Raw genomic sequence first — 22,749 nt, 5'->3', positions numbered from 1 at the left:
GGCATGTCGAGAACTGTCGGCGGATCGCATTATCCGGCCTTGCCAAAGCGGTGTCCGCCGTCGCATTTTGCCGCCATCATGCGCCCTGCCATTCTCGATCTGCTGTTTGCTTCCATTTCCTCGCTGCCGGGCGTCGGGCCAAAAGTGGCCGACCTGCTGGTAAAGCTGCTTGGCCGCGAAAATCTTGAGGACACCAGGGTCGTCGACCTGCTGTTCCATGCCCCCTCATCAATCGTCGACCGGCGCGAACAGCCGGGAATTGCACGGGCGCCGCAGGGGACCATCGTCACCATCACCGGTCGGGTCGACCGCCATCAGGCGCCGCCGCCGCGCACCAGCCAGCCGTACCGCGTGTTCCTGCATGACGAGACCGGCGAACTCGGCCTCGTCTTCTTCCGAGGCAAGGCACAGTGGCTAGAAAAGCAGCTGCCGCTCGGCGAGACCGTCACCGTCAGCGGCAAGGTCGACTGGTTCAACGGCCGTCCGTCGATGGTGCATCCGGATTACATCGTCCGCGAAAGCGAAGGCGAGACGCTGCCGCTGGTGGAGCCCGTCTACCCGCTGAGCGCCGGCCTGACATTGCGCACCGTCCGCAAGGCGATTGAGGCGGCGCTGACGCGCATGCCGGATATGCCGGAATGGGACGACGCAGCGTTGGTGACGAAGCAGGGATTTTCCGATTTCGCGACGAGCTTCCGGATGCTGCACGATCCGCGCGATGCTAAAGACATCGACCCGCAGGCACCTGCCCGCCGTCGCCTTGCCTATGACGAGTTCCTGGCTGGCCAGTTGTCTCTGGCACTTGTCCGCCAGCGGCTGCGTCGCGTGCCGGGCCAGCCAGTTCATGCGACCGGTAAGATCAGCAGCCGGATTCTTGGGGCGCTGCCTTTCTCGCTGACCGGCAGCCAGACGGCGGCAATCGCCGACGTCCTGAAGGACATGGCGGGCAGCGACCGCATGCTGCGCCTGCTGCAGGGGGATGTAGGTGCCGGCAAGACGCTGGTGGCATTGATGGCGATTGCCGCTGTGATCGAGAACGGCGGACAGGCGGTGCTGATGGCGCCAACGGAAATCCTCGCCCGCCAGCACTATAGCACGATCTCGAAATTCAATGCGGTTGCAGGACTTTCTATCGAAGTCCTCACAGGCCGCACGAAGGGCAAGGAGCGTGACGGGATCCTCGAGCGCATTGCGTCCGGTCAGGCCCAGATCGTCATCGGCACCCATGCGCTGTTTCAGGACAGCGTCTCCTATGCAAACCTGATGCTGGCTGTCGTCGATGAGCAGCACCGGTTCGGCGTCCACCAGCGGCTGCGCCTGACGGCCAAGGGAATCTCACCGCATATGCTGGTGATGACGGCGACGCCGATCCCCAGAACGCTGGTGCTGGCCGCGTTCGGCGACATGGATGTCTCGAAGCTGACGGAAAAGCCGGCCGGCCGCAAGCCTATCCATACCGTGACCGTTCCCACGGAACGCGTCGGCGATATCGTCCAGCGGCTCCGCGGCGCCCTTGCCGATGGCAAGAAGGCCTACTGGATCTGCCCGCTGGTGGAAGAGTCGGAGCAATCCGACCTGATGTCCGTCGAGGAACGCTTCGAGACACTCGCGCAGTTCTTCGGGCCCAAGGTCGGGCTCATCCACGGGCGGATGAGCGGGCCGGAAAAGGATGCCGCGATGCGGGCTTTCAAGAACGGCGAAACCAGGCTGCTGGTGGCGACTACTGTTGTGGAAGTCGGCGTCGACGTACAGGATGCGACGATCATGGTCATCGAGCACGCCGAGCGCTTCGGGCTGGCGCAGCTGCACCAGTTGCGCGGTCGTGTCGGACGCGGTGACGAGGCGTCGAGCTGCATCCTTCTCTACAAGGGACCGCTCAGCGAAACCGGCCATGCGCGGCTATCGATCATGCGCGACACCGAGGACGGTTTTCGAATCGCCGAGGAAGACCTGAAATTGCGCGGCGAAGGTGAGCTTCTTGGCACCCGTCAGTCGGGCACCCCGGGCTTTCGCATCGCCAGCATCGAAGCCCATGCCGATCTTCTGGAAATTGCCCGGAAAGACGCCGCCTATCTCATTGAACGGGACGCAGATCTCGTCAGCGATCGCGGCCAGGCCGTCAGGACGCTGCTCTATCTATTCCGGCGTGATGAGGCGATCCGCTTTCTCCGCGCGGGCTAGGCGCTTTGCCTTGTAAGCTGTGTGGAGTTCCGATGTGGGCAAAGCATCGACGTGATCCGGCGTCACCAGTCCGCCTGAAATGAGAAGCCTCGCCCCGTCTTCCGGGCTCATGTCGAGAATGACGATTTTTTCGCGCGGCACGAAAACCAAAAAGCCTGCGGTCGGAACTGGCGTCGGCGGCAGGAAGACACTGACCATGTCCACACCCATGGCGTTGAACTTGGATGCGATCTCGCCCTTTGCATCGGTTGCGACGAAGACAAGCGACCAGAGGCCGGGGCTCGGATATTCGATCAGCCCCACCTGCTTGAAAGAATTGCTCTTCTCCTTCAGCACCGTTTCGAAGATCTGCTTGAGGCTCTTGTAAATGGTGCGGACTAGCGGCACACGGCGCACCAAGGATTCACCGAACTGGACGATGCTTTGGCCGATGAGGTTCTTGCCGAGAAAGCCGATGATAGTGATGAAGATCATCGCCATGACAAGGCCGGTTCCGGGCACGGCGAAGTTGAGGTAGCTCTCGGGGTCGTAGCGGGCGGGAATGTAGGGTTCAACCCAGCTGTCAGCCCAGTGGACGACGGACCAGGTCAGCCACAGCGTAATGGCGATCGGTGCGCAGATGATGAGCCCCGTCAGAAAATTATTGCGGATGCGTGCCGCGACCGACAGTCTCGTCGTCGTCTTTTCGGGATTTTCCGCCATTTGTCGTTTCTGAACTCCGTTCAGCCTGCCGCCTCGCCAGCAAAATCCCCATTGCCGACAGAGTTGAAATTGCCAGAAGTTGCTGCGACGCACAACCCGCAGCAACGCTTGCTACCCAACGGTTAACGTATCAGGACACCGCAATCGACAATGTCGCGCCTCGGATCACTCAACCGTGACCGATTTCGCCAGATTGCGGGGCTGGTCGACGTCGGTACCCATGAAGACTGCCGTGTGATAGGCAAGCAGCTGGATCGGCATGGAGAAGATCATCGGCGCAATGATTTCATCGACGACCGGCAGGACGATAGTCGCCATGGTCGGCAGGTTGGAGGCGGCAGCGCCTGCCTCGTCGGTAATAAAGATGATGCGCCCGCCGCGTGCCGCGACCTCCTGCATGTTCGAAATGGTCTTCTCGAAAAAGCGATCGTAGGGCGCGATGACGATGACCGGCATGTTTTCGTCGATCAAGGCGATCGGTCCGTGCTTGAGCTCGCCTGCCGCGTAGCCTTCGGCGTGAATGTAGGAAATTTCTTTCAGCTTCAGCGCGCCTTCCATGGCCAGCGGGTAGCTGGTGCCGCGACCGAGATAGAGGACGTCCTTGAACTTGGCGATTTCGCGGGCAAGGCTTTCCATCTGGGGCTGGATAAGGTTCAACACCCGGCTCATAATGCGGGGCATCTCTGCCAGATGGCGGACAAGGGTCACCTCCTCGTCGGCGCTGACAGTCCCGCGCGCTCGACCGGCTCCAATTGCGAGCGCTGCCAGGACGGCCAGCTGGCAGGTGAAGGCCTTGGTCGAAGCGACGCCGATCTCGGGGCCTGCCATGATCGGGAAGACAGCATCGGATTCACGGGCAATGGTCGATTCGCGAACGTTGACGATGGCGCCGATCTTCAGGCCATTTTCCTTGCAGTAGCGGAGCGACGCCAGCGTATCTGCCGTCTCGCCGGACTGCGAGATGAATAGCGCTGCCTGGCTCGGCAAGAGTGGCATCTCGCGGTATCGGAACTCGGATGCGACGTCGATTTCAACCGGGAGGCGCGCATAGCGCTCGAACCAGTATTTGCCGATCAGGCCTGCAAGAAATGCAGTGCCGCAGGCAGATACCGCAAGGCCGGTCACCTTGCTGAAATCGATTGCCGAAGCATTGGCATTGATGCGGTTGCTGGCAAAGTCGACATAATGGCCCAGCGCGTGGGAGATGACTTCCGGCTGTTCATAGATTTCCTTTTCCATGAAATGCCGGTGATTGCCCTTGTCGACGACGAAGGCGGTCGCCTGCGAGATCTGCCGGGCCCGCTGGACCGGCGTGCCGGCAAAATCGAAGATCTCGGCAGTCTCGTGCGTCACGATGGCGAAGTCGCCGTCGACGAGATAGGCGATGTCGTTGGTGAAAGGCGACAGCGCGATGGCGTCCGAGCCGAGGAACATCTCGCCACGGCCGTAGCCGATGGCCAGCGGTGGGCCCGAGCGGGCAGCCATCAGCACATCGGGATGATCCTTGAACATAACCACCAGCGCATACGCGCCGGTGACGCGGTTGAGCATGCGGAGCATCGCTGCCTGCGGCTCAAGGCCGTCCCGGATCGACTTTGCCAGCAGATGGGCAACAACCTCGGTGTCGGTCTGGGTGGTAAAGACTGCGCCCTCGCCTTTCAGCTCTTCGCGCAACTCGGAAAAGTTCTCGATGATGCCGTTGTGGACAACAGCGACGCCATCGACGAAATGCGGATGGGCATTGGTTTCATTCGGAATGCCGTGGGTCGCCCACCGCGTATGGGCAATGCCGATCGATCCGTCCAGCGGCTCGCGGTCGAGCAGGCTTTCGAGATTGAACAGCTTTCCTTCGGCGCGGCGGCGCTCGAGAATGTCGTCATGGATGGTGGCGACGCCGGCCGAATCGTAGCCGCGATATTCGAGACGCTTCAGCGCATCCACCAAACGGCCGGCCACAGGCTTGGCTCCTACGATACCGACAATGCCGCACATGAACTTCTCCGTCTCAACTCTTCGATGCAACGACTTCTAGCGGTTCTTCGGCGTTACTCAATCGTACTGGCGGTCACATTGAATTTCCGACCGTTACGCAGCCGATTTTCAGGATTTTGCCGACCTTGCCGCCTTCAGCGCTCGCGACCGTTCGCGGATCAGCCGCGCACGCTCCGGCTTGATCTCCTGCCGCGCGCGTCCGAGCGCCAGAGCGTCGGCCGGCACGTCGGCAGTGATCACGCTGCCGGATGCCACATAGGCGCCATCACCGATGGTGACCGGGGCGACGAGGGACGAGTTCGAGCCGATGAAGCTGCCGGCGCCGATGGTCGTGTGGTGCTTGTTGATGCCATCGTAGTTGCAGGTCACGGTGCCCGCGCCGATGTTGCTGTCGGCCCCAACGGTGGCATCGCCGATATAGGTGAGGTGGCTGACCTTGGCGCCCTCGCCGATCTTCGCGTTCTTGATCTCGACGAAATTGCCGACCTTGGCGCCTGTCGCCAGATCGGCGCCGGGACGCAGGCGCGCAAACGGACCGACAGTTGCACCCTCGCTGATGCGCGCACCTTCGACATGGGAGAAGGCGTGGATCACCGCCCCGCCCTCGACCACAGCACCGGGGCCGAAGACGACATTCGGCTCGATCAGCGCATCGGGGCCGATGATCGTGTCGTAGGAGAGATAAACGGTCTCCGGGGCGATCATCGTCACGCCCGACAGCATGACCTCGTATCGGCGTCGCTGTTGCCAGAGGCGCTCGATGACGGCCAGTTCAGCGCGATTGTTGCAACCGATGACCTCTGACTCGGGCGCATCGACCGCAACCACGCGGCCGCCCTCGGAGCGGGCGATCTCGACGAGGTCGGTCAGATAATATTCGCCCTTGGCATTTTCGTTGGTGATACGCGACAACAGGTCCAGCGCTTTGGCACCGTTGATTGCCATCAAGCCGCTGTTGCACCAGGTCACGGCGCGCTCTTCATCGGTCGCGTCCTTCTCCTCGCGGATCGCGATCAGTTCGTCGTCCCTGACCAGAAGCCGTCCGTAACCGCTCGGCTTGTCCGTGTGAAAGCCGATCACGACGACATCGTTGCCGGCAGCAAGCCCTGCCCGCGCCGCCCGGAGCGGTCCATCGGTGATCAGCGGAACATCGCCATAGGCAATCAGGATATCGTCGTAGCCGGATGCAATCGCCTCTTTCGCTGCCAGCACGGCGTGGCCGGTTCCGCGTCGCTCCTTCTGGAGGAAAGCCTGGATCTCCATGCCGTCGCGCCGGGCTGCCCGGGTGACAGCCTCGGCATCGCGCCCGACGACGAGCGCTGTCGCTCCAATATCGGTCCTGGCAATGGCTTCCATCACATGCGCGATCATCGGGCGACCAGCGATGGGATGCAGCACCTTCGACATCGACGACTTCATACGGGTGCTGTCGCCGGCAGCAAGAATGACGGCAAGGCAGGTGCGTTCCATGGCGAGCTCCGGCGACTGGATCTGGTGCGGTCAACACCGCTTGGGCGTCTCATAGCAGCTAGACCGGAGCGGTACCAAGAGCAAAAAGCGATGGCCGATCAGGGTTTGCTCAGCGCCTCGAAAGCCTCCAGCACATGGCCGCGACCATCGAGAATCACATATTCCATGGCCGCACGGGCCGCCTTCACATCGCGGGCGCCGATGGCGTCGACGATCTGCATGTGGGTGACTGAAATGTTGCTGAAGCCCTCGCTCGAAGGCGGCGTGCTCATCCGGAACATTCCGACCAGCGCCGCCTCGATCAGGCTTCCGAGCGTCCGCATGAACGGGTTGTGGGAGATATCGGCGATGGCCATGTGGAACTTGAGGTCGGCGACGGCGAGACTGTCTCTCGTGTGGTTCGTGGCCGCCATCTCGGTCGCCAGCAGCCGCAGATCCTCGATCTCCGACTCGACGGCGCGCTCGGCCACCAGACCTGCAGCAAAAGGTTCAAAAGCAAGCCGTATGTCATAGAGATGCAACAGGAATTCACGATTGACACCGCTGTCGAAATGCCATGTCAGCACCTCGCTGTCGAACATGTTCCAGTGGATCTTTTCAGTGACCTTGGTGCCGACGCGCGCTCGCGGCACGACAAGCCCCTTGGCCGCCAGGGTCTTCATGCTCTCCCGCAGCACGGTGCGCGACACCTTGAAGCGCTGCAGCAGATCGCCGTCGCCGGGCAGGATCTCGCCAACGGCGAAGGAGCCGCTGACGATGGCCTTGCCGAGATCGTCGACGACCTGGGAATGGCTGTTCCGCGATTTGCCGTTCGGCTGTTGTCTGTCGATCAAACGGCTGCGCAACTTGTTATCCTCTCAAGCAAAACGCCGGTTATAGCGTGACAGCAGGAGCAGGCCCTTTTGCAGCAGGATGAAGGCAAAAAGCAGAAAGCCGATGAGGATCTTGGTCCACCAGCTCGACAGCGTGCCGTCGAAGGTGATGTAGGTCTGGATGAGGCCCTGGATCAGGATACCGATCAGCGTGCCTCCGACAAAGCCGGCGCCGCCCGTGAGCAGCGTGCCGCCGATCACCACGGCCGCAATCGCATCGAGCTCCACCCCGACCGTTGCCAGCGAATAGCCGGCTGAGGTGTAGAGCGAGAAGACGATCCCGGAGAGGCCTGCCAGGAAACCGGAAAGCGCGTAGATCAGGATGGTCGTGCGTGCCACCGGAACGCCCATCAGCGCTGCCGTCTGCACTCCGCCGCCAAGCGCATAGACGTTTGCGCCGAAACGCGTGCGGTGGGCGAGCAGCATGCCGACAGCAAAGACGACGAGCATAATGAAACCGATGCACGTCAACCTGCCACCGCCGGGCAGAAGCAGATAGAAATCGCTGAGCTGCGTGTAGAAGTCGTTGTTGATCGGAATGCTATCGATCGAAACCACGAAGGCGATACCACGGGCCAGAAACATGCCGGCAAGCGTCACGATGAAGGGCGGCATTTGCAGATAGTGGATCGTCGCCCCCATCGCGGCGCCGAAGGTGCTGGTGATGAGGAGCACGATCGCAAATGCGACCAGCGGATGGATCGATGTATCGCGCAGCACGACTGCCAGAAACACGCCGGTGAAGGCGATCACAGAGCCGATCGACAGATCGATGCCGCCGGAAAGGATGACGAAGGTCATGCCGACGGCCGCGATACCGAGGAAGGCATTGTCGGTAAAGAGGTTGCCGACGACCCGGGTCGAGAGGATGGTCGGATACTGGACCGCGCAGAGCGCGTAGGCCAGGATGAAGATGACGATGGTGGCCAGCAAGGGCAGGTATTTGGAGTTCACTTGGCCGGCTCCCTCTGGCTATCGGGCTTGGGTATATCGACCTGCCGCTCCGGGCGGCGAGTAAAGAAAATACCGACGGATTTCAGGGCCGGCGACTGGATGACGAGGATTACGATCACGATGACCGCCTTGATCACCAGATTGAACTCCGGCGGAAAGCCCGACAGCAGAATGCCCGTATTGACGGACTGGATGATTATCGCACCCAGCAACGAGCCGACGATGCTGAACCGGCCGCCGAGCAGTGAGTTTCCACCGACGACCACAGCAAGGATCGCATCGAGCTCCAGCCAGAGGCCCGCATTATTCGCATCGGCGCCTTTGATGTCCGCAGCGACGACGACGCCTGCGACCGAGGCGCATAGGCCGCTCAGTGCATAGACAGCCATCAGCAGCACCGGTGTCTGGATGCCCGACAGCGTGCTCGCCCGCCTGTTGATGCCGATGGCTTCGACCAGCATGCCGAGCGCGGTCCGTCGCACCAACAGCGTGATGACGATGCCGGCGACGATCCAGATGACGACCGGCATCGGCAGGGCTGCAATCGAGCCGCTGCCAAAAAAGATCAGCCCGTCATTGTTGAAGGTCATTATGACGCCTTCGGTCACCAACTGGGCGATGCCGCGACCTGCCACCATCAGCACCAGGGTAGCGATGATCGGCTGTATGTCGAGGACTGCGACGAGGAAGCCGTTCCAGACGCCGCAGAGCAGACCTGTACCCAGTGCCAGCACTAGGGTGTAGCCGACCGAATTGCCCGAGACGATCGAGGATGCCGCAACAGCGCCGCAGATCGCGATGACAGCACCGACCGACAGATCGATGCCCTTGGTGGCGATCACCAGCGTCATGCCAATTGCCAGCAGCGCCACCGGCGCGCCGCGGTTGAGGACGTCGATCAGGCTCCCGTAAAGCCTCTCATTCTGAATTTCCAGATGAAAGAACTGCGGGAACATGATGAAATTCAATAGAAGAATGAGAGCGAGTGCGATCAGCTGCGGAGCCAGCCTGATCAGCAGCGGCTTGAATGCGGAAGTCATGCATCCACCTTTTTGCTGGATGTGCCGGCAATTGCCTCGACGATGCGGTTGGCCGAGATTTCGGCGCCGGTCAGTTCGGCGATGTGTTCGCGGTCGCGCAAGACGACGACGCGCGAGCTGTAGGCGACGAGTTCGTCGAGCTCGGACGAGATGACGATCAGCGACATGCCTTGGGCGCAGAGATCCTCGATGAGATGGATGATCTCGGCATGCGCACCCACATCGATGCCGCGCGTCGGCTCGTCGAGTATGAGGAAGCTCGGGTTGGTCGCCAGCCAGCGGGCAAGGATGGCCTTTTGCTGGTTGCCGCCGGACAGAAGCCGGATGGGCTTTTCGCGGTCGGTCGTGCGAATATCGAGGGCCTTGATGTAGCGGTCGGCGATAGCGTTCTGTTCGCTCCGTGCAAGGGGCCGCGCCCAGCCGCGGCGTGCCTGCAGCGCCACGACGATATTTTCGCGGATCGACAGGTCGCCGATGATGCCGTCGGTCTTGCGGTCTTCCGGGCAAAAGCCGAAGCCGCTCTTGATGGCAGCGCGTGGTGTGGACAGTGCCAGGGGCTTGCCGTCTGCCGTCGCCTCGCCGCTGTCGGCTCGTTCGACGCCGAACATGACCTCCGCCGTCTCCGTCCGGCCAGAGCCGAGCAGGCCGGCAACGCCGACCACTTCGCCGGCGCGAACATCGAGATCGAACGGCATGATTTTGCCGCGCTTGCCGAAATTCCTGAACTGGAACTTGACCGGCCCGGCAGCGTCCTGATCCACCCGGACGGCAGCCTCGGCTGCGGCCAGCTCACGGCCGAGCATCATCTCGATCAGGGCCTGGCGCTCCAGTCCCTCGCGGTCGCGCGTCCCGACCAGCTTGCCGTTGCGAAGAACAGTGATACGGTCGCTGATCTCGAACACTTGTTCGAGAAAATGCGTAATGAATATAATGCCTAGGCCGCGAGCCCTCAGGTTCTTGATGATGCCGAAAAGCATCGCAACTTCCTGGGCGTCGAGGCTGGCAGTCGGCTCGTCAAGGATCAGCACCTTGCCGGAGAGATCGACGGCACGGGCGATGGCGATGACCTGCTGGATGGCAACGGAAAAGCGGTCGAGCTGTCGGCCGACATCGAGATCGATGCCGTATTGCGCCAGCAGCGTACGGGCCTGCTCGTTCATCTTGCGGCTGCTGACCATGCCAAACTTGCGCGGTTGACGCCCTAGAAACAGGTTCTCGGCGACGCTCAGGTTGGGCAGCAGATTAACTTCCTGATAGACAGTTCCGATCCCGAGCTTTTGCGCCGACAGCGTGTCGTGTGGCTGGATTTCAGCACCATCGAGAACGAGGGTGCCGGCATCGGGGCGGTAGGCGCCGGTCATGCATTTGATCAACGTCGATTTGCCTGCGCCGTTTTCGCCGAGCAGCGCATGCACTTCGCCGCGTCGCAATGTGAAATTGACGTGATCGAGGGCGGTTGAGCCAGGGAAATATTTGCAGAAATCGGTGGCCGCGAGAATGTTCTCGAAATCGTGAGCCATGGAAGGATATGTTTCCTGATATTGAGCGTTCAGGCCACGGCGGCGGACATGATGTCCGATACGATGCCAAGGCTGTTCCGCACCGGCCCATGATGGGCCGGTGCGGTTCTATGGTTCAAATCAGTAGCCGAGGCCCTTTTTGGCTTCGTAGACCTTCTGCGGGTCGTCAGCCTGCGTGTAGAGCTTGGAGTCCGTCTGGATCCACTTCTTAGGCTCTTTCTTGTCCTTCAGGTAGGCTTCGAGAGCGTCGAAGGCTGGTCCCGCCATGTTCGGCGTCAGCTCGACCGTGGCATTGGCTTCGCCGGCTGCCATTGCCTTGAACAGATCCGGCACCGAGTCGATCGACACTGTGAGGATGTCCTTGCCTGGCTTCAGGCCGGCTTCCTTGATTGCCTGGATGGCGCCGACAGCCATGTCGTCGTTATGTGCGTAGACGGCGCAGATGTCCTTGCCGCCATTTTCGGCCTTCAGGAAGCTTTCCATGACTTCCTTGCCCTTGGAACGGGTAAAGTCGCCAGTCTGGCTGCGGACGATCTTCAGGTTGTCATGGCCGGCAATGGCTTGCTCGAAGCCCTTCTTGCGGGCGATGGCAGGCGATGAACCGGTTGTCCCCTGAAGCTCGACGATATCGCACTTCTTCGTGCCGACGGTCTTTACCAGCCAGTCGCCGGCAACCTTGCCTTCGTAGACCTGGTCGGAGGTAACGGCCGTCAGGTACAGGTCCTTCGGTGCGTCGATGTCACGGTCGAGCAGGATGACCGGGATCTTGGCTTCCTTGGCTTCCTTCAGGACAGCGTCCCAGCCTGTTGCAACGATCGGCGCGATCAGGATGGCATCGACGCCCTGGGCAATGAAGGAACGGATGGCCTTGATCTGGTTTTCCTGCTTCTGCTGCGCATCGGCAAACTTCAGATCGATGCCGCGCTTCTTGGCTTCGTTCTTCGTCAGCGTCGTCTCGGCAGCGCGCCAGCCCGATTCGGAACCGATCTGCGAGAAGCCGACGACCAATGGCTTGGCGTAGGCCGAATTAAACATGCAGGCAGCAAGAATTGTTGCACTCGCGAGTGCGGTCTTCAATCTCATGATTTCCTCCCATTGGGCCGCCTCCACGCGGCCAACGTTAAAAAATCATATAGTAATACTTTTGTAAATGCGGATAGTGTGACGCACTGCAGCAAAAAGGGCGCCAAATCGGCGCCCTTTCCGTTAGTTCAATGGAATATACTGTTCACTTCGGCAGTTTGTCGTCGACGCCTTCGACGTAGAAGTTCATGCCCAGCAGCGTGCCGTCGTCGGCCTTCTCGCCAGCCTTGAGCCAAGGCGTACCGTCCTGCTTGTTTATCGGGCCGGTAAACGGTGCAAGCTCTCCGGACCTGATCTTGGCTTCGGTGTCTTCAGCCATCTTCTTCACGTCATCCGGCATGTTGGTGTAAGGCGCCATGGTGAGGTTGCCGGCCTTCAGTCCGTCGAAGGACTGCTCGGACTTCCAGGTGCCGTCCATCAGCGCCTTGACGCGCTTGATGTAGTAGGGACCCCAGGTGTCCTCGATCGCCGTCAGCTGTACCTTGGGGCCGGCCTTGATCATGTCCGAGGACTGACCGAAAGCATAGACGCCGCGCTGTTCGGCAACCTGCATCGGTGCCGTGGTATCGGTGTGCTGGGTCAGCACGTCGACCCCCTGGTCGATCAGCGCCTTTGCCGCATCGGCTTCCTTGCCCGGGTCGAACCAGGTGTTGATCCAGATGACCTTCATCTTGAAATTCGGGTTGACCGACTTGGCGCCCTGCTCGAAGGCGTTGATGCCCATGACGACTTCCGGAACCGGGAAGGTTGCGATGTATCCGGCGATACCCTTCTTCGACATCTTGCCGGCAATCTGGCCGTTGATGTAGCGGCCTTCGTAGAAGCGCGAATTGTAGGTCGCGAGGTTGTCGGCAGTCTTGAATCCGGTCGCGTGTTCAAACTTGACCTTCGGGAACTTCTTGGCAACTGCAACCGTCGAGTCCATGAAGCCGAACGACGTCGTGAAGACGATCGAGCAATTCGAACGGGCCATGCGCTCGATGGCGCGCTCGGAGTCCGGGCCTTCGGCAACGTTTTCGAGGTAGGCGGTTTCGACTTTGCTGCCGAATTCCTTTTCGACCGCAAGGCGGCCCATGTCGTGGGCCTGCGACCAGCCGCCGTCGGTGTGGGAACCGACATAGACGAAGCAGACCTTGGTCTTGCCAGCCGCTTCGGCCGACGAGCCGAAACCGATGATCACGGCGGCGGTTGCTGCCAGTGCAATTGCAATTTTTTTCATAAGAACCCCTGTTGTTTGTAAAGTTGGCGAGAGCCCGTCTTCTGGCATTTTATCACCGGTCCGGCACGAAGGATTTGCCGAGCGATGCCGGCGTATTGATGAGAGTCATACGCCGATTTTGAGAAATGATGATAAGCACGATCACTGTCGCCGCATAGGGAAGCATCGACAGAAACTGGGCTGGAATGCCGATGCCGAACGCCTGTGCATGCAGCTGCAGGATCGTCACCGCCCCGAACAGGTAGCCGCCCGCTAATATGCGCCACGGACGCCAGGACGAGAACACCACGAGCGCCAGGGCGATCCAGCCACGGCCGCCGGACATGTTCTCCGTCCATTGCGGCGTATAGATCAGCGACAGCTGCGCGCCAGCCAGCCCGGCGCAGGCACCGCCGAACATCACGGCCAGATAGCGCGTCCTGATGACAGGAATGCCGAGGGCATGGGCCGATCCGTGGCTGTCGCCGATGGCTCGGAGTTTAAGCCCCGCCCGGCTGCGGAACAGGAACCAGTTGACGGCGATGACGAGCAAGATGGATACGTAAAAGACGATGTCCTGCTTGAACAGCACGGTGCCGATGTAGGGTATTTGCGACAGCAGCGGGATCTCGATCGGAAGTAGCCGGATGCCGGGAACGCTGACATAGGACTCGCCGATCATGCCGGAGGCGCCGAGCCCCATAATCGTCAGCGCCAGCCCCGTCGCCACCTGGTTTGCAACCAGCGTCAGGGTGAGAAAGCTGAACAGCAGCGAGAAAAACGCGCCGCCGGCAATCCCTGCCAGCAATCCAATATAGGCGGAGCCGCTCAGTTGTGCTGCGGCGAAGGCGCTGACGGAGCCGATGACCACCATGCCCTCGACGCCGAGATTGAGGACGCCGGCCCGCTCCGTCACCAGTTCGCCGATGGCGGCAATGACGAGCGGAGTCGATGCGGTGATGATGGTCAGCAGGACGGCTTCGAAAAAGGTCATGATGCGGCTCCTGTCCGGGCCCGGATGCGCGACCAGACGATGCGCACCTTGTAGTAGATCAGCGTATCGCAGGAGAGCACGAAGAACAGCAGGAAGCCTTGGAAGACGCGCGTCACCTTGTCCGAAACACCGATCGACAACTGTGCCGCCTCGCCGCCGATGTAGGTGAGCGCCAGGACGAAGCCCGATGCAATGATGCCGAGCGGATTGAGCCTGCCGAGAAAGGCGACGATGATGGCCGTGAAGCCGTAGCTGGGCGAGATATCGGGCTGCAGATGGCCGATGGAGCCTGAAACTTCGGAGATCCCTGCAAGGCCCGCCAGCGCACCCGAGAGGATGAAGCTGAACCAAACCATCTTACGGGGCGAAAAGCCGGCAAACCGCCCTGCCCGTTCGGATTGGCCGAGTACCACGACCTCGAAGCCCTTCAGGGTAAAGCGCATCATGAACCAGATGAGCACCGCCGCAACGATGGCGAATATCAGTCCCCAATGGGCCGTGACGATATCGTCCCAGATCGGCGGCAGCACTTGGTCTGGCGTGAAATCGCGCGTCCCGTAAAAGCCGTGCCCATCGGGATTGCGCCAGGGACCGCGAGTCAGCCAGTCGAGAAACAGCTGGGCGATATAGGTGAGCATCAGGCTGGTGAGAATTTCGTTGGTGTTGAAATGCGTCTTCAGCAGTGCCGGGATCGTCGCAAACAGGGCGCCGCCGAGCGCGCCCATGACCAGCATCAGCGGCAGGACCAGCGGCGACTGCCAGTCGTAGAAATAGACGGGGATCATCGAGCCAACGATGGCACCGACGCTGTACTGGCCTTCCGCGCCAATGTTCCAGTTGTTCGAGCGGTAGCAAACCGACAGGCCGACGGCGATCAGGATCAGCGGTGCGGCCTTCTTGGCAAGCTCGTTCAGCGACCAGGGATCGAACAGCGGTTCCACGAGCAAAGCATAGAGCGAACCGAGCGGATCCTTGCCGAGGAGCAGGAACATGATGCCCCCGGCAATCAGGGTGAGCAGCAGGGCCAGAAGCGGCGACAGCAGGCCGAACAGCCTGGAGACTCCGCCGCGCTTCTCGAGTTCAATGCGCATGGGCCGGCTCCGCCTCTGTCGACACGCCGTGGGTGCCACCCATCAACAGTCCTATCTTTTCACGTGTCATCTCGCCTGCCGGATAGGACGGGGACAGATGCCCGTCCGATATGACGGCAATCTCGGTGGCGACCTCGAAGATTTCGTCGAGGTCCTGGCTGATCACCAGTACCGCCGATCCGGCCTTGGCGAGATCGACCAGGGCTTGGCGGATACGGCTCGCAGCGCCGGCGTCGACACCCCAGGTGGGCTGGTTGACAACTAGCACGTCCGGCTGGCGATCGAGCTCACGACCGACGATGAACTTCTGCAGGTTGCCGCCGGAGAGCGAGCCGGCCATCGGGTCTTCGCCGCTCTTGCGCACGTCCATGGCCTCGGAAATCCGCTTTGTCGCCAGCGTCACCGCAGCGCGACGAATGATCTGCAACGCGCCGCCGCCGAGAAACGCCTTGCGGTCGGACTGGCTGCGGGCCAGCACCAGATTGTCGGAAAGGCTTAGGGTCGTGACGGCAGCGTGGCCGTGGCGCTCCTCGGGCACGAAACCGGCGCCAAGCAGGCGGCGGGCGGTTATGCCCCTTGTCCCCACCGGCTCGCCGCGGATGAAAATAAGGTCGTCGGAGACCACCGGGAACTCGCCGGAGATGACGTCGAAAAGTTCGCCCTGGCCGTTGCCGGCAACCCCGGCGATAGCAAGGATTTCGCCGGCGCGGACGCGGAGCGACACCTGGCTCAGCGAAATGGCGAACGGCGTTCGCGCGTGCACGGAAAGACCGGCAATCTCGAGCTGGATCTCGCCCTTTTCGCCGCGATCGCCGTGCTTGATGCTGGCAACGTCGCTGCCGACCATCATGCGCGCCAGCGAGCCTGTCGTCTCCTGCTTCGGATCGCAGGCGCCGGTGACGCGCCCATGGCGCAGCACGGTGGCGCGGTCGCAGATACGCTGCACTTCTTCAAGACGATGGCTGATGTAAAGCACCGAGCGACCTTCCGCACGCAGCTTGAACAGCGTTTCGAACAGGCGATCGGCCTCCTGCGGCGTCAGCACCGACGTCGGTTCATCGAGAATGATCAGTTTCGGGTTCTGCAGCAGCGCCCGGACGATCTCGATCCTCTGGCGTTCGCCAACGGAGAGATCGGCAACATGGGCAAAGGGGTCGAGCGGCAGTCCGTACGCCTCTGACAGGGCGGCGGCTTCCTCGGCGATCTTGGCAATCGGGATATTGTCGTCCAGCGAAAGTGCGATGTTCTCGGCCACCGTCAGCGCCTCGAACAGGGAAAAATGCTGGAATACCATGCCGATGCCGAGCCTGCGGGCGTCGCCGGGCGAAGGGATCGACACAGCGTTGCCCTGCCAGACGATATCGCCGTCGCTGGGCTCCAGGACGCCGAACAGCATCTTGACGAGCGTCGACTTGCCCGCGCCGTTTTCGCCTAGCAGCGCATGAATTTCGCCGGGCTGGATGTCGATATCTATTTCGTTGCAGGCAGCGAAACTGCCAAACAGTTTCGTCAGCTTTCGGACCGACAGTAACGCGCCGTTCGGCGACGCATCGGATGACGACACGGATTCCTCATTTTCCCTGCAGCCCTCGTCCTCTCAGGATCTTCTAGGCCTCAGCAGTCTCGTTCCACTCTGTTCTCATGCAACCGCAAGCACGGGCCACGGCGACGTCTGGTTGATATTGATACCGACTTTGTTGCTTTGCACAACAGCAAATAATGGCTCGAAGCTCATCCTGTGGATGAACTTCCCGTCAGCGGCGACCGAGTGACGGGAAGAACTGCAGAACGGCACCGATGCAATAGAGATAGATGCCGCTCAGGATGAACAGGACGAGGGCCCACTGGGGCATGACGAAGTCCCTCAGCAGCGAATAGATGCCGAGCGCCGACCACAGCAGGAACACGAAGAGATTGAGCGGTCGCAGCCGCTTGACGCGCACCGGATGAAGAAAATTGATCGGCAGGAATGTCAGCACGACCGAGAAACTGACGATGACCATGGCGGTCGTCGCTCCGGGCTGGATGACGAAAAGCGTGAATACCACCATGTTCCAGACGACGGGGAAGCCGGAGAAGAAATACTCTTCCGTCTTCATGCCGGTGTCGGCGTAGTAGATCGCGCTCGAGACGACGATCATGCCGGCGGCGGCAAAGGAAAGCGGCTCGCCGATCATGCCGCTCTCGTAAAGCGCAAAGGCCGGCAGCAGGACATAGGTCACATAGTCGATGATGTTGTCGAGCGTATCGCCCGACCAGTTCGGCAGGACCTCCTTGACGCGCACCTTTCTGGCGATGGGACCGTCTATCCCGTCCACCAGCAGTGCCAGCCCGAGCCACCAGAACATCACCACGAAACGATGCTCGGCCGCCGCCACGACGCCGAGGAACGCCAGGAACGAGCCGGAGGCTGTCAGGATGTGGACGGAGAACGCACGGATCTCCGCATAAGGCACCCGCCTGTACTTAAAGATTTTCATGCGTCCCCGTATCGCCACCCTATCAGCCCGTCCCGGCAGGCATGTTTTGCCCAATATGCATCCTTTGTTCAACGCTGCCAGCGCAAAAGCACAATTTATAACCGTTGTGCCCGCCGATTTTCGCTGCCTGCGCCATTTCATCCCATGGATTTCGCCGGTGCGAGAGACTACCTCTGATGCCTGAAACAACAGGACGGGACCTATGGAGCAGATGGATATCACGATTGTCGGCGGTGGCCCTGCTGGCATGATTGCCGCCATTGCGCTTGGCCGCGGTGGCAGGCAAGTTGCCTTCGTCGCGCCGGCGCCGGCGAAAACCGATCGGCGCACCACGGCTTTGATGGACCAGTCGATTCGCTTTCTCGAGAGGCTGGGCGTGTGGCAGGAGATTGCACCGTCCACCGCTGCCTTGACGACCATGCAGATCATCGACGGCACCACCCGCCTCCTGCGCTCACCCACCGTCGCTTTCCATTCAGCCGAGATCGGCCTCGAGGCATTTGGGTACAACATGCCGAACTCGGTGCTGCTGGCCGCACTTGCCAAGGCCGTCAGTGAAGAACGCAACATCAGGTCCGTAGAGGCGACAGCCGCTGGCATCGACATCCGCGACGATTGTGTCATCGTGACGCTCGACACCGGTGAGACCGTGCGATCCGATTTCGTCGTCGGCGCCGATGGTCGGAGTTCGATGGTGAGAGACGCTGCCGACATCTCGGTAAAGACCTGGTCCTACCCGCAGTCTGCGATGGTGCTGAATTTCGAGCATTCCCTTCCCCATCGTAACGTCTCTACCGAATTCCACACCGAGAGCGGGCCATTCACGCAGGTGCCCCTTCCCGGCAACCGATCGAGCCTGGTCTGGGTCCAGAAGCCGGACGAGGCTGCGCGCAATGCAGCCAGGACGCCTGAAGATCTTAGCGTCCTCGTCGAGGAACGGATGCAGTCGCTGCTGGGCAAGGTGACGGTCGCGGACGGCGTGCAGGTGTGGCCACTTTCCGGGATGACCGCTGCGCATTTCGGCAAGGGTCGCGCGGCGCTGATCGGCGAAGCAGCCCATGTGTTCCCGCCCATCGGCGCGCAAGGCCTCAACCTCAGCCTGCGCGATATCATGGCGCTCACCGACATTCTTTGCGACAATCCGCAGGAGGCAATTTCACCGCTTTCAGGCGATCGCTTCGACCGCAAGCGGCGTGCCGATATCCTCAGCCGGACAGCAAGCGTCGATTTGCTCAACCGTTCTCTTCTGTCGGATTTCCTGCCGGTACAAGTGCTTCGAGCAGCGGGATTGCATGTGCTCGCCTCGCTGACGCCACTGCGCAACATCGTCATGCGCGAAGGCATCGAGCCCGGTAAAGGCTTGCGCTTTATCCCCACGTTCCTAATGGAAAAGCTGCGCCGGCAGGCTTCCTGAGCGGATCATATAGAGGATCGCCGACACCGTGACGATCGAGGCCGCCGTGCTGATAAGGATGGTCGCCGACGCACGCTCCTGCCAGACACCGTATTGCTGGCTCATGACGAAGACATTCGTGGCAGTCGGTAACGCGGCGAGCAGTACGGCGGAATAGATCCAGATCGGCTCTATGCCGCCGACCGCCTCCAGTGCCAGGTAGACGACAAGCGGGTGAAGAATGAGCTTGGCTGGCACGATGTAGCCGATCTCTGCCGGAATACGCCGCAGTGGCCGCAACGCAAGGGTGACACCCATCGCAAACAGGGCGCAAGGCGCTGCAGCCTGCGCGAGATAGTCGACGAACCGGCGGAACGCCAATGGCTGATCTACAGCGGTTGCGGCAGCGACAAACCCGAGCGCCGTGGACAGGATGAAGGGGTGAAACAGGACCTTTCGCGCGACGTCGCAAGCAAGACGCGCCTTCGTCCTTTTGTCCTTTCCCTCGATTGCCATCAGCGCCGGTGCAACGATGAAATGTAGCGCATTCTCCAGGCAGACGATCAGCGCCACCGGCACTGCAGCCTTCTCGCCAAAGGCCAGCAGCGCCAGGGCCGGCCCCATATAGCCGATATTGCCATAGGCCCCGGCAAAGGCCTGCATCGTACTTTCCGGCAACGAGTTTCGTCGCACGAACCGCCCGACGATGAGCAGCAGGACAAAGATGGAATAGGTCGCCGCCAGATCGGTGCCGATGAAGCCCAGGCGCGTCAATTGCTCGATCGGCGTCTGCGACACCAATTTGAAGAAAAGCGCCGGCAGAGCAGCATAGACGATGAAGGTGTTGAGCCAGCCAAGAGCCTCGGCCGGCTGCTTCGTAATGCGCGCCGCGATCGCACCGATCAGGATCAGGCCGAAAAACGGTAAAAGCAGACCGACAATGTCAGCCATCAGGCATTTCCGATTCGAAAAGCAGGAGAATATTAGTTCGCCTTGCTACCCGATTTGCATGAGGATGGGAAAGGTCTGCTGGAACCAGATCGCGGCTTGACTGACGAAGCCGAACATGAAGGCCAGCCCGGTCAGCACCAGGAACGCCCCCATCACCTTTTCGACCAGGCCGAGATGACGGCGGAAGCGGGCTAGAAAGCCCATGAAGGCGCCCGAAAATCCGGCGGCAATCCAGAACGGCACGGCAAGGCCCAGCGAATAGACGGCCAACAGCCCTGCTCCGGCACCTACGGTTTCACGCGAGGCGGCAACTCCGAGGATAGCGCCCAGCACCGGGCCGATGCACGGCGTCCAGCCGAAGGCAAAGGCCAGACCCATGATATAGGCGCCGGTCCAGGTCGCAGGCTTGCCGCCTCCCTGGAACCGCGCCTCACGCGACAGCAGGCCGAACCGCAAGATGCCAAGGAAATTCAGCCCCATGACAATGATGATGAAACCGCCGACCTGGGCCAGCAGATCGAGATGCTGGCGCAGCATCAGGCCGATAGTCGAGGCCCCGGCACCGAGCGCCACGAAGACGGTGGAAAAACCCAGCGTGAAGAACAGCGCCGAAAGCAGCACGCCGCCGCGCACCTGCGATCGATCCGTGACCACTGCGTTACCGCCACGAAACTGCTCCACCGAGATACCCGCCATGTAGCAGAGGTAAGGCGGCACCAGCGGCAGGACGCAAGGCGACAGGAAGGACAACGCACCGGCCAGCAGAGCACTGAGCAGCGAAATATCGGCAATCGACACGAAACACTCCAGATCCAGCGAGATCGCCTACCTATCGCCGGCATTCCGCCAAAGCCAATCACCTTTTGAGGAAGGCAGAAGAAAACCGGTTTGTGCGACGAAAAAGCACGATTTTCCGGGTTGACCGCATCGGGACGTCTGCCTATGTTCCGCGCACTTCCGGCAGGGTCGTTTCAGAGACCCAAGGCCAACGGTGGGGCGGGTAGCTCAGCTGGTAGAGCATTCGACTTTTAATCGAATGGTCATGGGTTCGAGTCCCATCCCGCCCACCACTTCAATATTTTTCCATTCCCGAGACATAGCAAATCGCTTGATCGCCGAGGCAGGTGACGAAGCGATCTCCCGATCCAAATTGATCACCTCAATATCGATTGCCAAGTCTACCAAACAAAGCGTTGACCGCATCGGCGTTTGCGCTGCAGCAAATATCTTCGGCTACCGAGTTGAATTGGCGCATTTAATTCACGCCGCTCGTGGAACAAATCTGCGTGAAGTGCATTTTACGTGGGATTTTACTTAACCGGAGAGAATATTATGCAAGACGCACAAATTGGTTGGATCGCAGCAATTGTTATCGGTGGCCTCGCAGGCTGGCTGGCCGAAATGTTCATGAAAAGCAACACCGGCATCATCATGAACATCATTCTCGGTATCGTCGGCGCTATCGTCGCCAACTTTATCCTCGGCGCACTTCACATCAGCCTCGGCACCGGCTGGATTGCATACCTGATCGCTGGCTTCATCGGCGCCTGCATCCTGATCGCCGTCGGACGTCTTATTCGCCGCTAACCTGACGCACTTCGTTTTGTGGGGAGAACGAAATGACGGAAATATCGATCGCTTCAACCAACCGCAAAGTCAGCCGGGGTCGTCCTTACAGCGTCGGCGAGTTTGCGGAGAAATACAGTCTCGAAGCAGAAGAGGCTGAGCGCCTCTTCACCAAGTTCGGTCCTTCTTCGACAGAACTAGACCTGCTCATGGCGGCCAAGAGACGGCCGCCGGCAACCGATACGACGGTAGATCGCTAAGGGATTGAACGTATAGCGTTTTGCGTCCTAGAAAGGGCCGTGTGTTCGTCGCACGGCCCTTTTGCTGTGCGGTTAGGCCACGATCACCCGACGAATGCCCGTTCGATGACGAACTCGCCCGGCTTGTTGTTGGCGCCTTCGTCGAGACCGGCCTTCTCCAGGATTTCCTTCGTCTCTTTCAGCATCTCTGAAGACCCGCAAATCATTCCGCGGTCGATGGCGGGATCGATGGGCGGGACGCCAAGATCGGTGAACAGCTTGCCGGAGGAGATGAGATCCGTGATCCGGCCGCGATACTCGAAATCCTCGCGTGTAACAGTCGCATAGTGGCGAAGCTTCGACCCGACGATCTCGCTCAGCAACTCGTCGTGCTGGATCTCGTGGACGAGATCGAATCCATATTTCAGCTCGGAGATTTCGCGGCAGGTGTGCGTCAGGATGACTTCGTCGAACTTCTCGTAGGTCTCTGGGTCGCGGATAAGGCTGGCGAACGGCGCGATGCCGGTACCGGTGGAAAACATATAGAGGCGTTTTCCGGGGGTGAGCGCATCAAGCACCAGCGTACCCGTGGGCTTCTTGCGCATGAGCACCTGATCGCCAGGCTTGATGCCCTGCAGGTGCGACGTCAGGGGACCGTCCGGTACCTTGATGGAGAAGAATTCGAGTTCGTCGGCCCAGGCCGGGCTGGCGATCGAATAGGCGCGGTAAATCGGCTTGCCGTCGACCATCAGACCGATCATCGCGAACTCGCCCGAGCGAAAGCGGAAACCTTGCGGTCTCGTCATAGTGAAGCGGAAAAGGCGATCGGTATAGTGGGTGACACTCAAAACCGTCTCGGCGAAAACGCCGGCGGGTACGGTCGATGCAAACTCATCTGTCGTCGTGGGGGCGTTCATGCGATTTCAGATCCCATAATGCGTGTGCGACTTCTATCGATCGCAGGCTGATATTCCACAATGCCCGCAATTTGAAGGCATGCCGTTCCGCAATGCAGCGAGGAGC

At 60.7% G+C, this 22,749-nt stretch carries 21 protein-coding genes and 1 tRNA gene; 6 read left to right on the top strand and 16 right to left on the bottom strand.

The window, feature by feature from the left end; translation table 11 throughout:
• Positions 1-78 precede the first annotated feature (78 nt).
• Complete coding sequence (gene recG, locus PR018_RS06370; RefSeq protein ID WP_142829060.1) at positions 79-2,181, top strand: ATP-dependent DNA helicase RecG; 2,103 nt, start codon at positions 79-81, stop codon at positions 2,179-2,181.
• On the opposite strand, the gene PR018_RS06365 is transcribed toward recG, so the two are convergent.
• From PR018_RS06365 to pcsA, 13 genes are all read right to left on the bottom strand, one after another.
• A complete protein-coding gene (locus tag PR018_RS06365) occupies positions 2,137-2,883 on the bottom strand; it encodes a DUF502 domain-containing protein (RefSeq protein ID WP_142822627.1) in 747 nt (248 codons plus the stop codon). The two genes, recG and PR018_RS06365, sit on opposite strands and share 45 nt — an antisense overlap.
• A gap of 165 nt (positions 2,884-3,048) precedes the next feature.
• Positions 3,049-4,875: a glutamine--fructose-6-phosphate transaminase (isomerizing) gene (glmS, locus tag PR018_RS06360; protein WP_142822625.1), complete on the bottom strand. Its 1,827-nt coding sequence runs from the start codon at positions 4,873-4,875 to the stop codon at positions 3,049-3,051.
• 108 nt (positions 4,876-4,983) lie between these two features.
• Entirely contained in the window at positions 4,984-6,345 is a 1,362-nt protein-coding gene (gene glmU, locus PR018_RS06355; protein ID WP_142822623.1) for a bifunctional UDP-N-acetylglucosamine diphosphorylase/glucosamine-1-phosphate N-acetyltransferase GlmU, read from the bottom strand.
• Positions 6,346-6,443: 98 nt separating this feature from the next.
• Positions 6,444-7,190 carry a FadR/GntR family transcriptional regulator gene (locus PR018_RS06350; protein ID WP_142822622.1) on the bottom strand — a complete coding sequence of 249 codons (747 nt, stop codon included), beginning with the start codon at positions 7,188-7,190 and terminating at the stop codon, positions 6,444-6,446.
• Positions 7,191-7,202: 12 nt separating this feature from the next.
• Entirely contained in the window at positions 7,203-8,171 is a 969-nt protein-coding gene (gene yjfF / locus PR018_RS06345) for a galactofuranose ABC transporter, permease protein YjfF (RefSeq protein WP_142822620.1), read from the bottom strand.
• Positions 8,168-9,211: an ABC transporter permease gene (locus tag PR018_RS06340; protein WP_142822618.1), complete on the bottom strand. Its 1,044-nt coding sequence runs from the start codon at positions 9,209-9,211 to the stop codon at positions 8,168-8,170. Before PR018_RS06340 ends, yjfF begins: the two co-directional genes overlap by 4 nt.
• Complete coding sequence (gene ytfR, locus PR018_RS06335) at positions 9,208-10,731, bottom strand: galactofuranose ABC transporter, ATP-binding protein YtfR (protein WP_142822617.1); 1,524 nt, start codon at positions 10,729-10,731, stop codon at positions 9,208-9,210. Before ytfR ends, PR018_RS06340 begins: the two co-directional genes overlap by 4 nt.
• 120 nt (positions 10,732-10,851) lie before the next feature.
• Positions 10,852-11,814 carry a galactofuranose ABC transporter, galactofuranose-binding protein YtfQ gene (gene ytfQ / locus PR018_RS06330; RefSeq protein WP_142822615.1) on the bottom strand — a complete coding sequence of 321 codons (963 nt, stop codon included), beginning with the start codon at positions 11,812-11,814 and terminating at the stop codon, positions 10,852-10,854.
• 145 nt (positions 11,815-11,959) lie between these two features.
• Positions 11,960-13,033, bottom strand: a complete 1,074-nt coding sequence (locus PR018_RS06325) for a BMP family ABC transporter substrate-binding protein (protein WP_142822613.1) — start codon at positions 13,031-13,033, stop codon at positions 11,960-11,962.
• A gap of 52 nt (positions 13,034-13,085) precedes the next feature.
• Positions 13,086-14,006 (bottom strand): ABC transporter permease, encoded by a 921-nt coding sequence (locus tag PR018_RS06320; protein WP_142822612.1) that lies wholly within the window; start codon positions 14,004-14,006, stop codon positions 13,086-13,088.
• Positions 14,003-15,097, bottom strand: a complete 1,095-nt coding sequence (locus PR018_RS06315; RefSeq protein ID WP_142822610.1) for an ABC transporter permease — start codon at positions 15,095-15,097, stop codon at positions 14,003-14,005. Before PR018_RS06315 ends, PR018_RS06320 begins: the two co-directional genes overlap by 4 nt.
• A complete protein-coding gene (locus PR018_RS06310) occupies positions 15,087-16,661 on the bottom strand; it encodes an ABC transporter ATP-binding protein (RefSeq protein ID WP_142822608.1) in 1,575 nt (524 codons plus the stop codon). Before PR018_RS06310 ends, PR018_RS06315 begins: the two co-directional genes overlap by 11 nt.
• Positions 16,662-16,851: 190 nt before the next feature.
• Positions 16,852-17,577 (bottom strand): phosphatidylcholine synthase, encoded by a 726-nt coding sequence (pcsA, locus tag PR018_RS06305; protein ID WP_111215597.1) that lies wholly within the window; start codon positions 17,575-17,577, stop codon positions 16,852-16,854.
• A gap of 202 nt (positions 17,578-17,779) precedes the next feature.
• On the opposite strand from pcsA, the gene PR018_RS06300 reads away from it, so the two are divergent.
• The gene (locus tag PR018_RS06300; RefSeq protein WP_142828851.1) at positions 17,780-18,991 is read left to right on the top strand and encodes a UbiH/UbiF family hydroxylase; all 1,212 of its coding nucleotides are present in this window, start codon (positions 17,780-17,782) and stop codon (positions 18,989-18,991) included.
• Here PR018_RS06300 and PR018_RS06295 read toward each other — a convergent pair.
• Positions 18,959-19,921 carry an AEC family transporter gene (locus PR018_RS06295; protein WP_142822603.1) on the bottom strand — a complete coding sequence of 321 codons (963 nt, stop codon included), beginning with the start codon at positions 19,919-19,921 and terminating at the stop codon, positions 18,959-18,961. The genes PR018_RS06300 and PR018_RS06295 overlap by 33 nt on opposite strands.
• Positions 19,922-19,966: 45 nt before the next feature.
• Positions 19,967-20,719 (bottom strand): cytochrome c biogenesis CcdA family protein, encoded by a 753-nt coding sequence (locus PR018_RS06290; RefSeq protein ID WP_142822601.1) that lies wholly within the window; start codon positions 20,717-20,719, stop codon positions 19,967-19,969.
• Positions 20,720-20,915: 196 nt separating this feature from the next.
• Here PR018_RS06290 and PR018_RS06285 point away from each other — a divergent pair.
• From PR018_RS06285 to PR018_RS06270, 4 genes are all read left to right on the top strand, one after another.
• Positions 20,916-20,991 (top strand) — tRNA-Lys (locus tag PR018_RS06285).
• A 38-nt stretch (positions 20,992-21,029) separates the two neighbouring features.
• Positions 21,030-21,239: a hypothetical protein gene (locus PR018_RS06280; RefSeq protein WP_142822600.1), complete on the top strand. Its 210-nt coding sequence runs from the start codon at positions 21,030-21,032 to the stop codon at positions 21,237-21,239.
• A 14-nt stretch (positions 21,240-21,253) separates the two neighbouring features.
• Positions 21,254-21,508 carry a GlsB/YeaQ/YmgE family stress response membrane protein gene (locus PR018_RS06275; protein ID WP_111215590.1) on the top strand — a complete coding sequence of 85 codons (255 nt, stop codon included), beginning with the start codon at positions 21,254-21,256 and terminating at the stop codon, positions 21,506-21,508.
• A gap of 32 nt (positions 21,509-21,540) precedes the next feature.
• The gene (locus PR018_RS06270) at positions 21,541-21,747 is read left to right on the top strand and encodes a hypothetical protein (protein ID WP_142822598.1); all 207 of its coding nucleotides are present in this window, start codon (positions 21,541-21,543) and stop codon (positions 21,745-21,747) included.
• 83 nt (positions 21,748-21,830) lie between these two features.
• Here PR018_RS06270 and PR018_RS06265 read toward each other — a convergent pair whose 3' ends face one another.
• Positions 21,831-22,643 (bottom strand): ferredoxin--NADP reductase, encoded by an 813-nt coding sequence (locus PR018_RS06265; protein ID WP_142822596.1) that lies wholly within the window; start codon positions 22,641-22,643, stop codon positions 21,831-21,833.
• Positions 22,644-22,749 lie beyond the last annotated feature (106 nt).

The sequence above is a fragment of the Rhizobium rhododendri genome (assembly GCF_007000325.2).
Lineage (GTDB): Bacteria > Pseudomonadota > Alphaproteobacteria > Rhizobiales > Rhizobiaceae > Rhizobium > Rhizobium rhododendri.
This window is presented reverse-complemented; position numbering and strand designations above follow the sequence as displayed.

Coding starts and splice junctions, on each gene's coding strand:
- recG (WP_142829060.1), top strand. CDS start 79: ATGCGCCCTGCCATTCTCGATCTGCTGTTTGCTTCCATTTCCTCGCTG.
- PR018_RS06365 (WP_142822627.1), bottom strand. CDS start 2,883: ATGGCGGAAAATCCCGAAAAGACGACGACGAGACTGTCGGTCGCGGCA.
- glmS (WP_142822625.1), bottom strand. CDS start 4,875: ATGTGCGGCATTGTCGGTATCGTAGGAGCCAAGCCTGTGGCCGGCCGT.
- glmU (WP_142822623.1), bottom strand. CDS start 6,345: ATGGAACGCACCTGCCTTGCCGTCATTCTTGCTGCCGGCGACAGCACC.
- PR018_RS06340 (WP_142822618.1), bottom strand. CDS start 9,211: ATGACTTCCGCATTCAAGCCGCTGCTGATCAGGCTGGCTCCGCAGCTG.
- ytfR (WP_142822617.1), bottom strand. CDS start 10,731: ATGGCTCACGATTTCGAGAACATTCTCGCGGCCACCGATTTCTGCAAA.
- ytfQ (WP_142822615.1), bottom strand. CDS start 11,814: ATGAGATTGAAGACCGCACTCGCGAGTGCAACAATTCTTGCTGCCTGC.
- PR018_RS06325 (WP_142822613.1), bottom strand. CDS start 13,033: ATGAAAAAAATTGCAATTGCACTGGCAGCAACCGCCGCCGTGATCATC.
- PR018_RS06320 (WP_142822612.1), bottom strand. CDS start 14,006: ATGACCTTTTTCGAAGCCGTCCTGCTGACCATCATCACCGCATCGACT.
- PR018_RS06315 (WP_142822610.1), bottom strand. CDS start 15,097: ATGCGCATTGAACTCGAGAAGCGCGGCGGAGTCTCCAGGCTGTTCGGC.
- pcsA (WP_111215597.1), bottom strand. CDS start 17,577: ATGAAAATCTTTAAGTACAGGCGGGTGCCTTATGCGGAGATCCGTGCG.
- PR018_RS06300 (WP_142828851.1), top strand. CDS start 17,780: ATGGAGCAGATGGATATCACGATTGTCGGCGGTGGCCCTGCTGGCATG.
- PR018_RS06295 (WP_142822603.1), bottom strand. CDS start 19,921: ATGGCTGACATTGTCGGTCTGCTTTTACCGTTTTTCGGCCTGATCCTG.
- PR018_RS06275 (WP_111215590.1), top strand. CDS start 21,254: ATGCAAGACGCACAAATTGGTTGGATCGCAGCAATTGTTATCGGTGGC.
- PR018_RS06270 (WP_142822598.1), top strand. CDS start 21,541: ATGACGGAAATATCGATCGCTTCAACCAACCGCAAAGTCAGCCGGGGT.
- PR018_RS06265 (WP_142822596.1), bottom strand. CDS start 22,643: ATGAACGCCCCCACGACGACAGATGAGTTTGCATCGACCGTACCCGCC.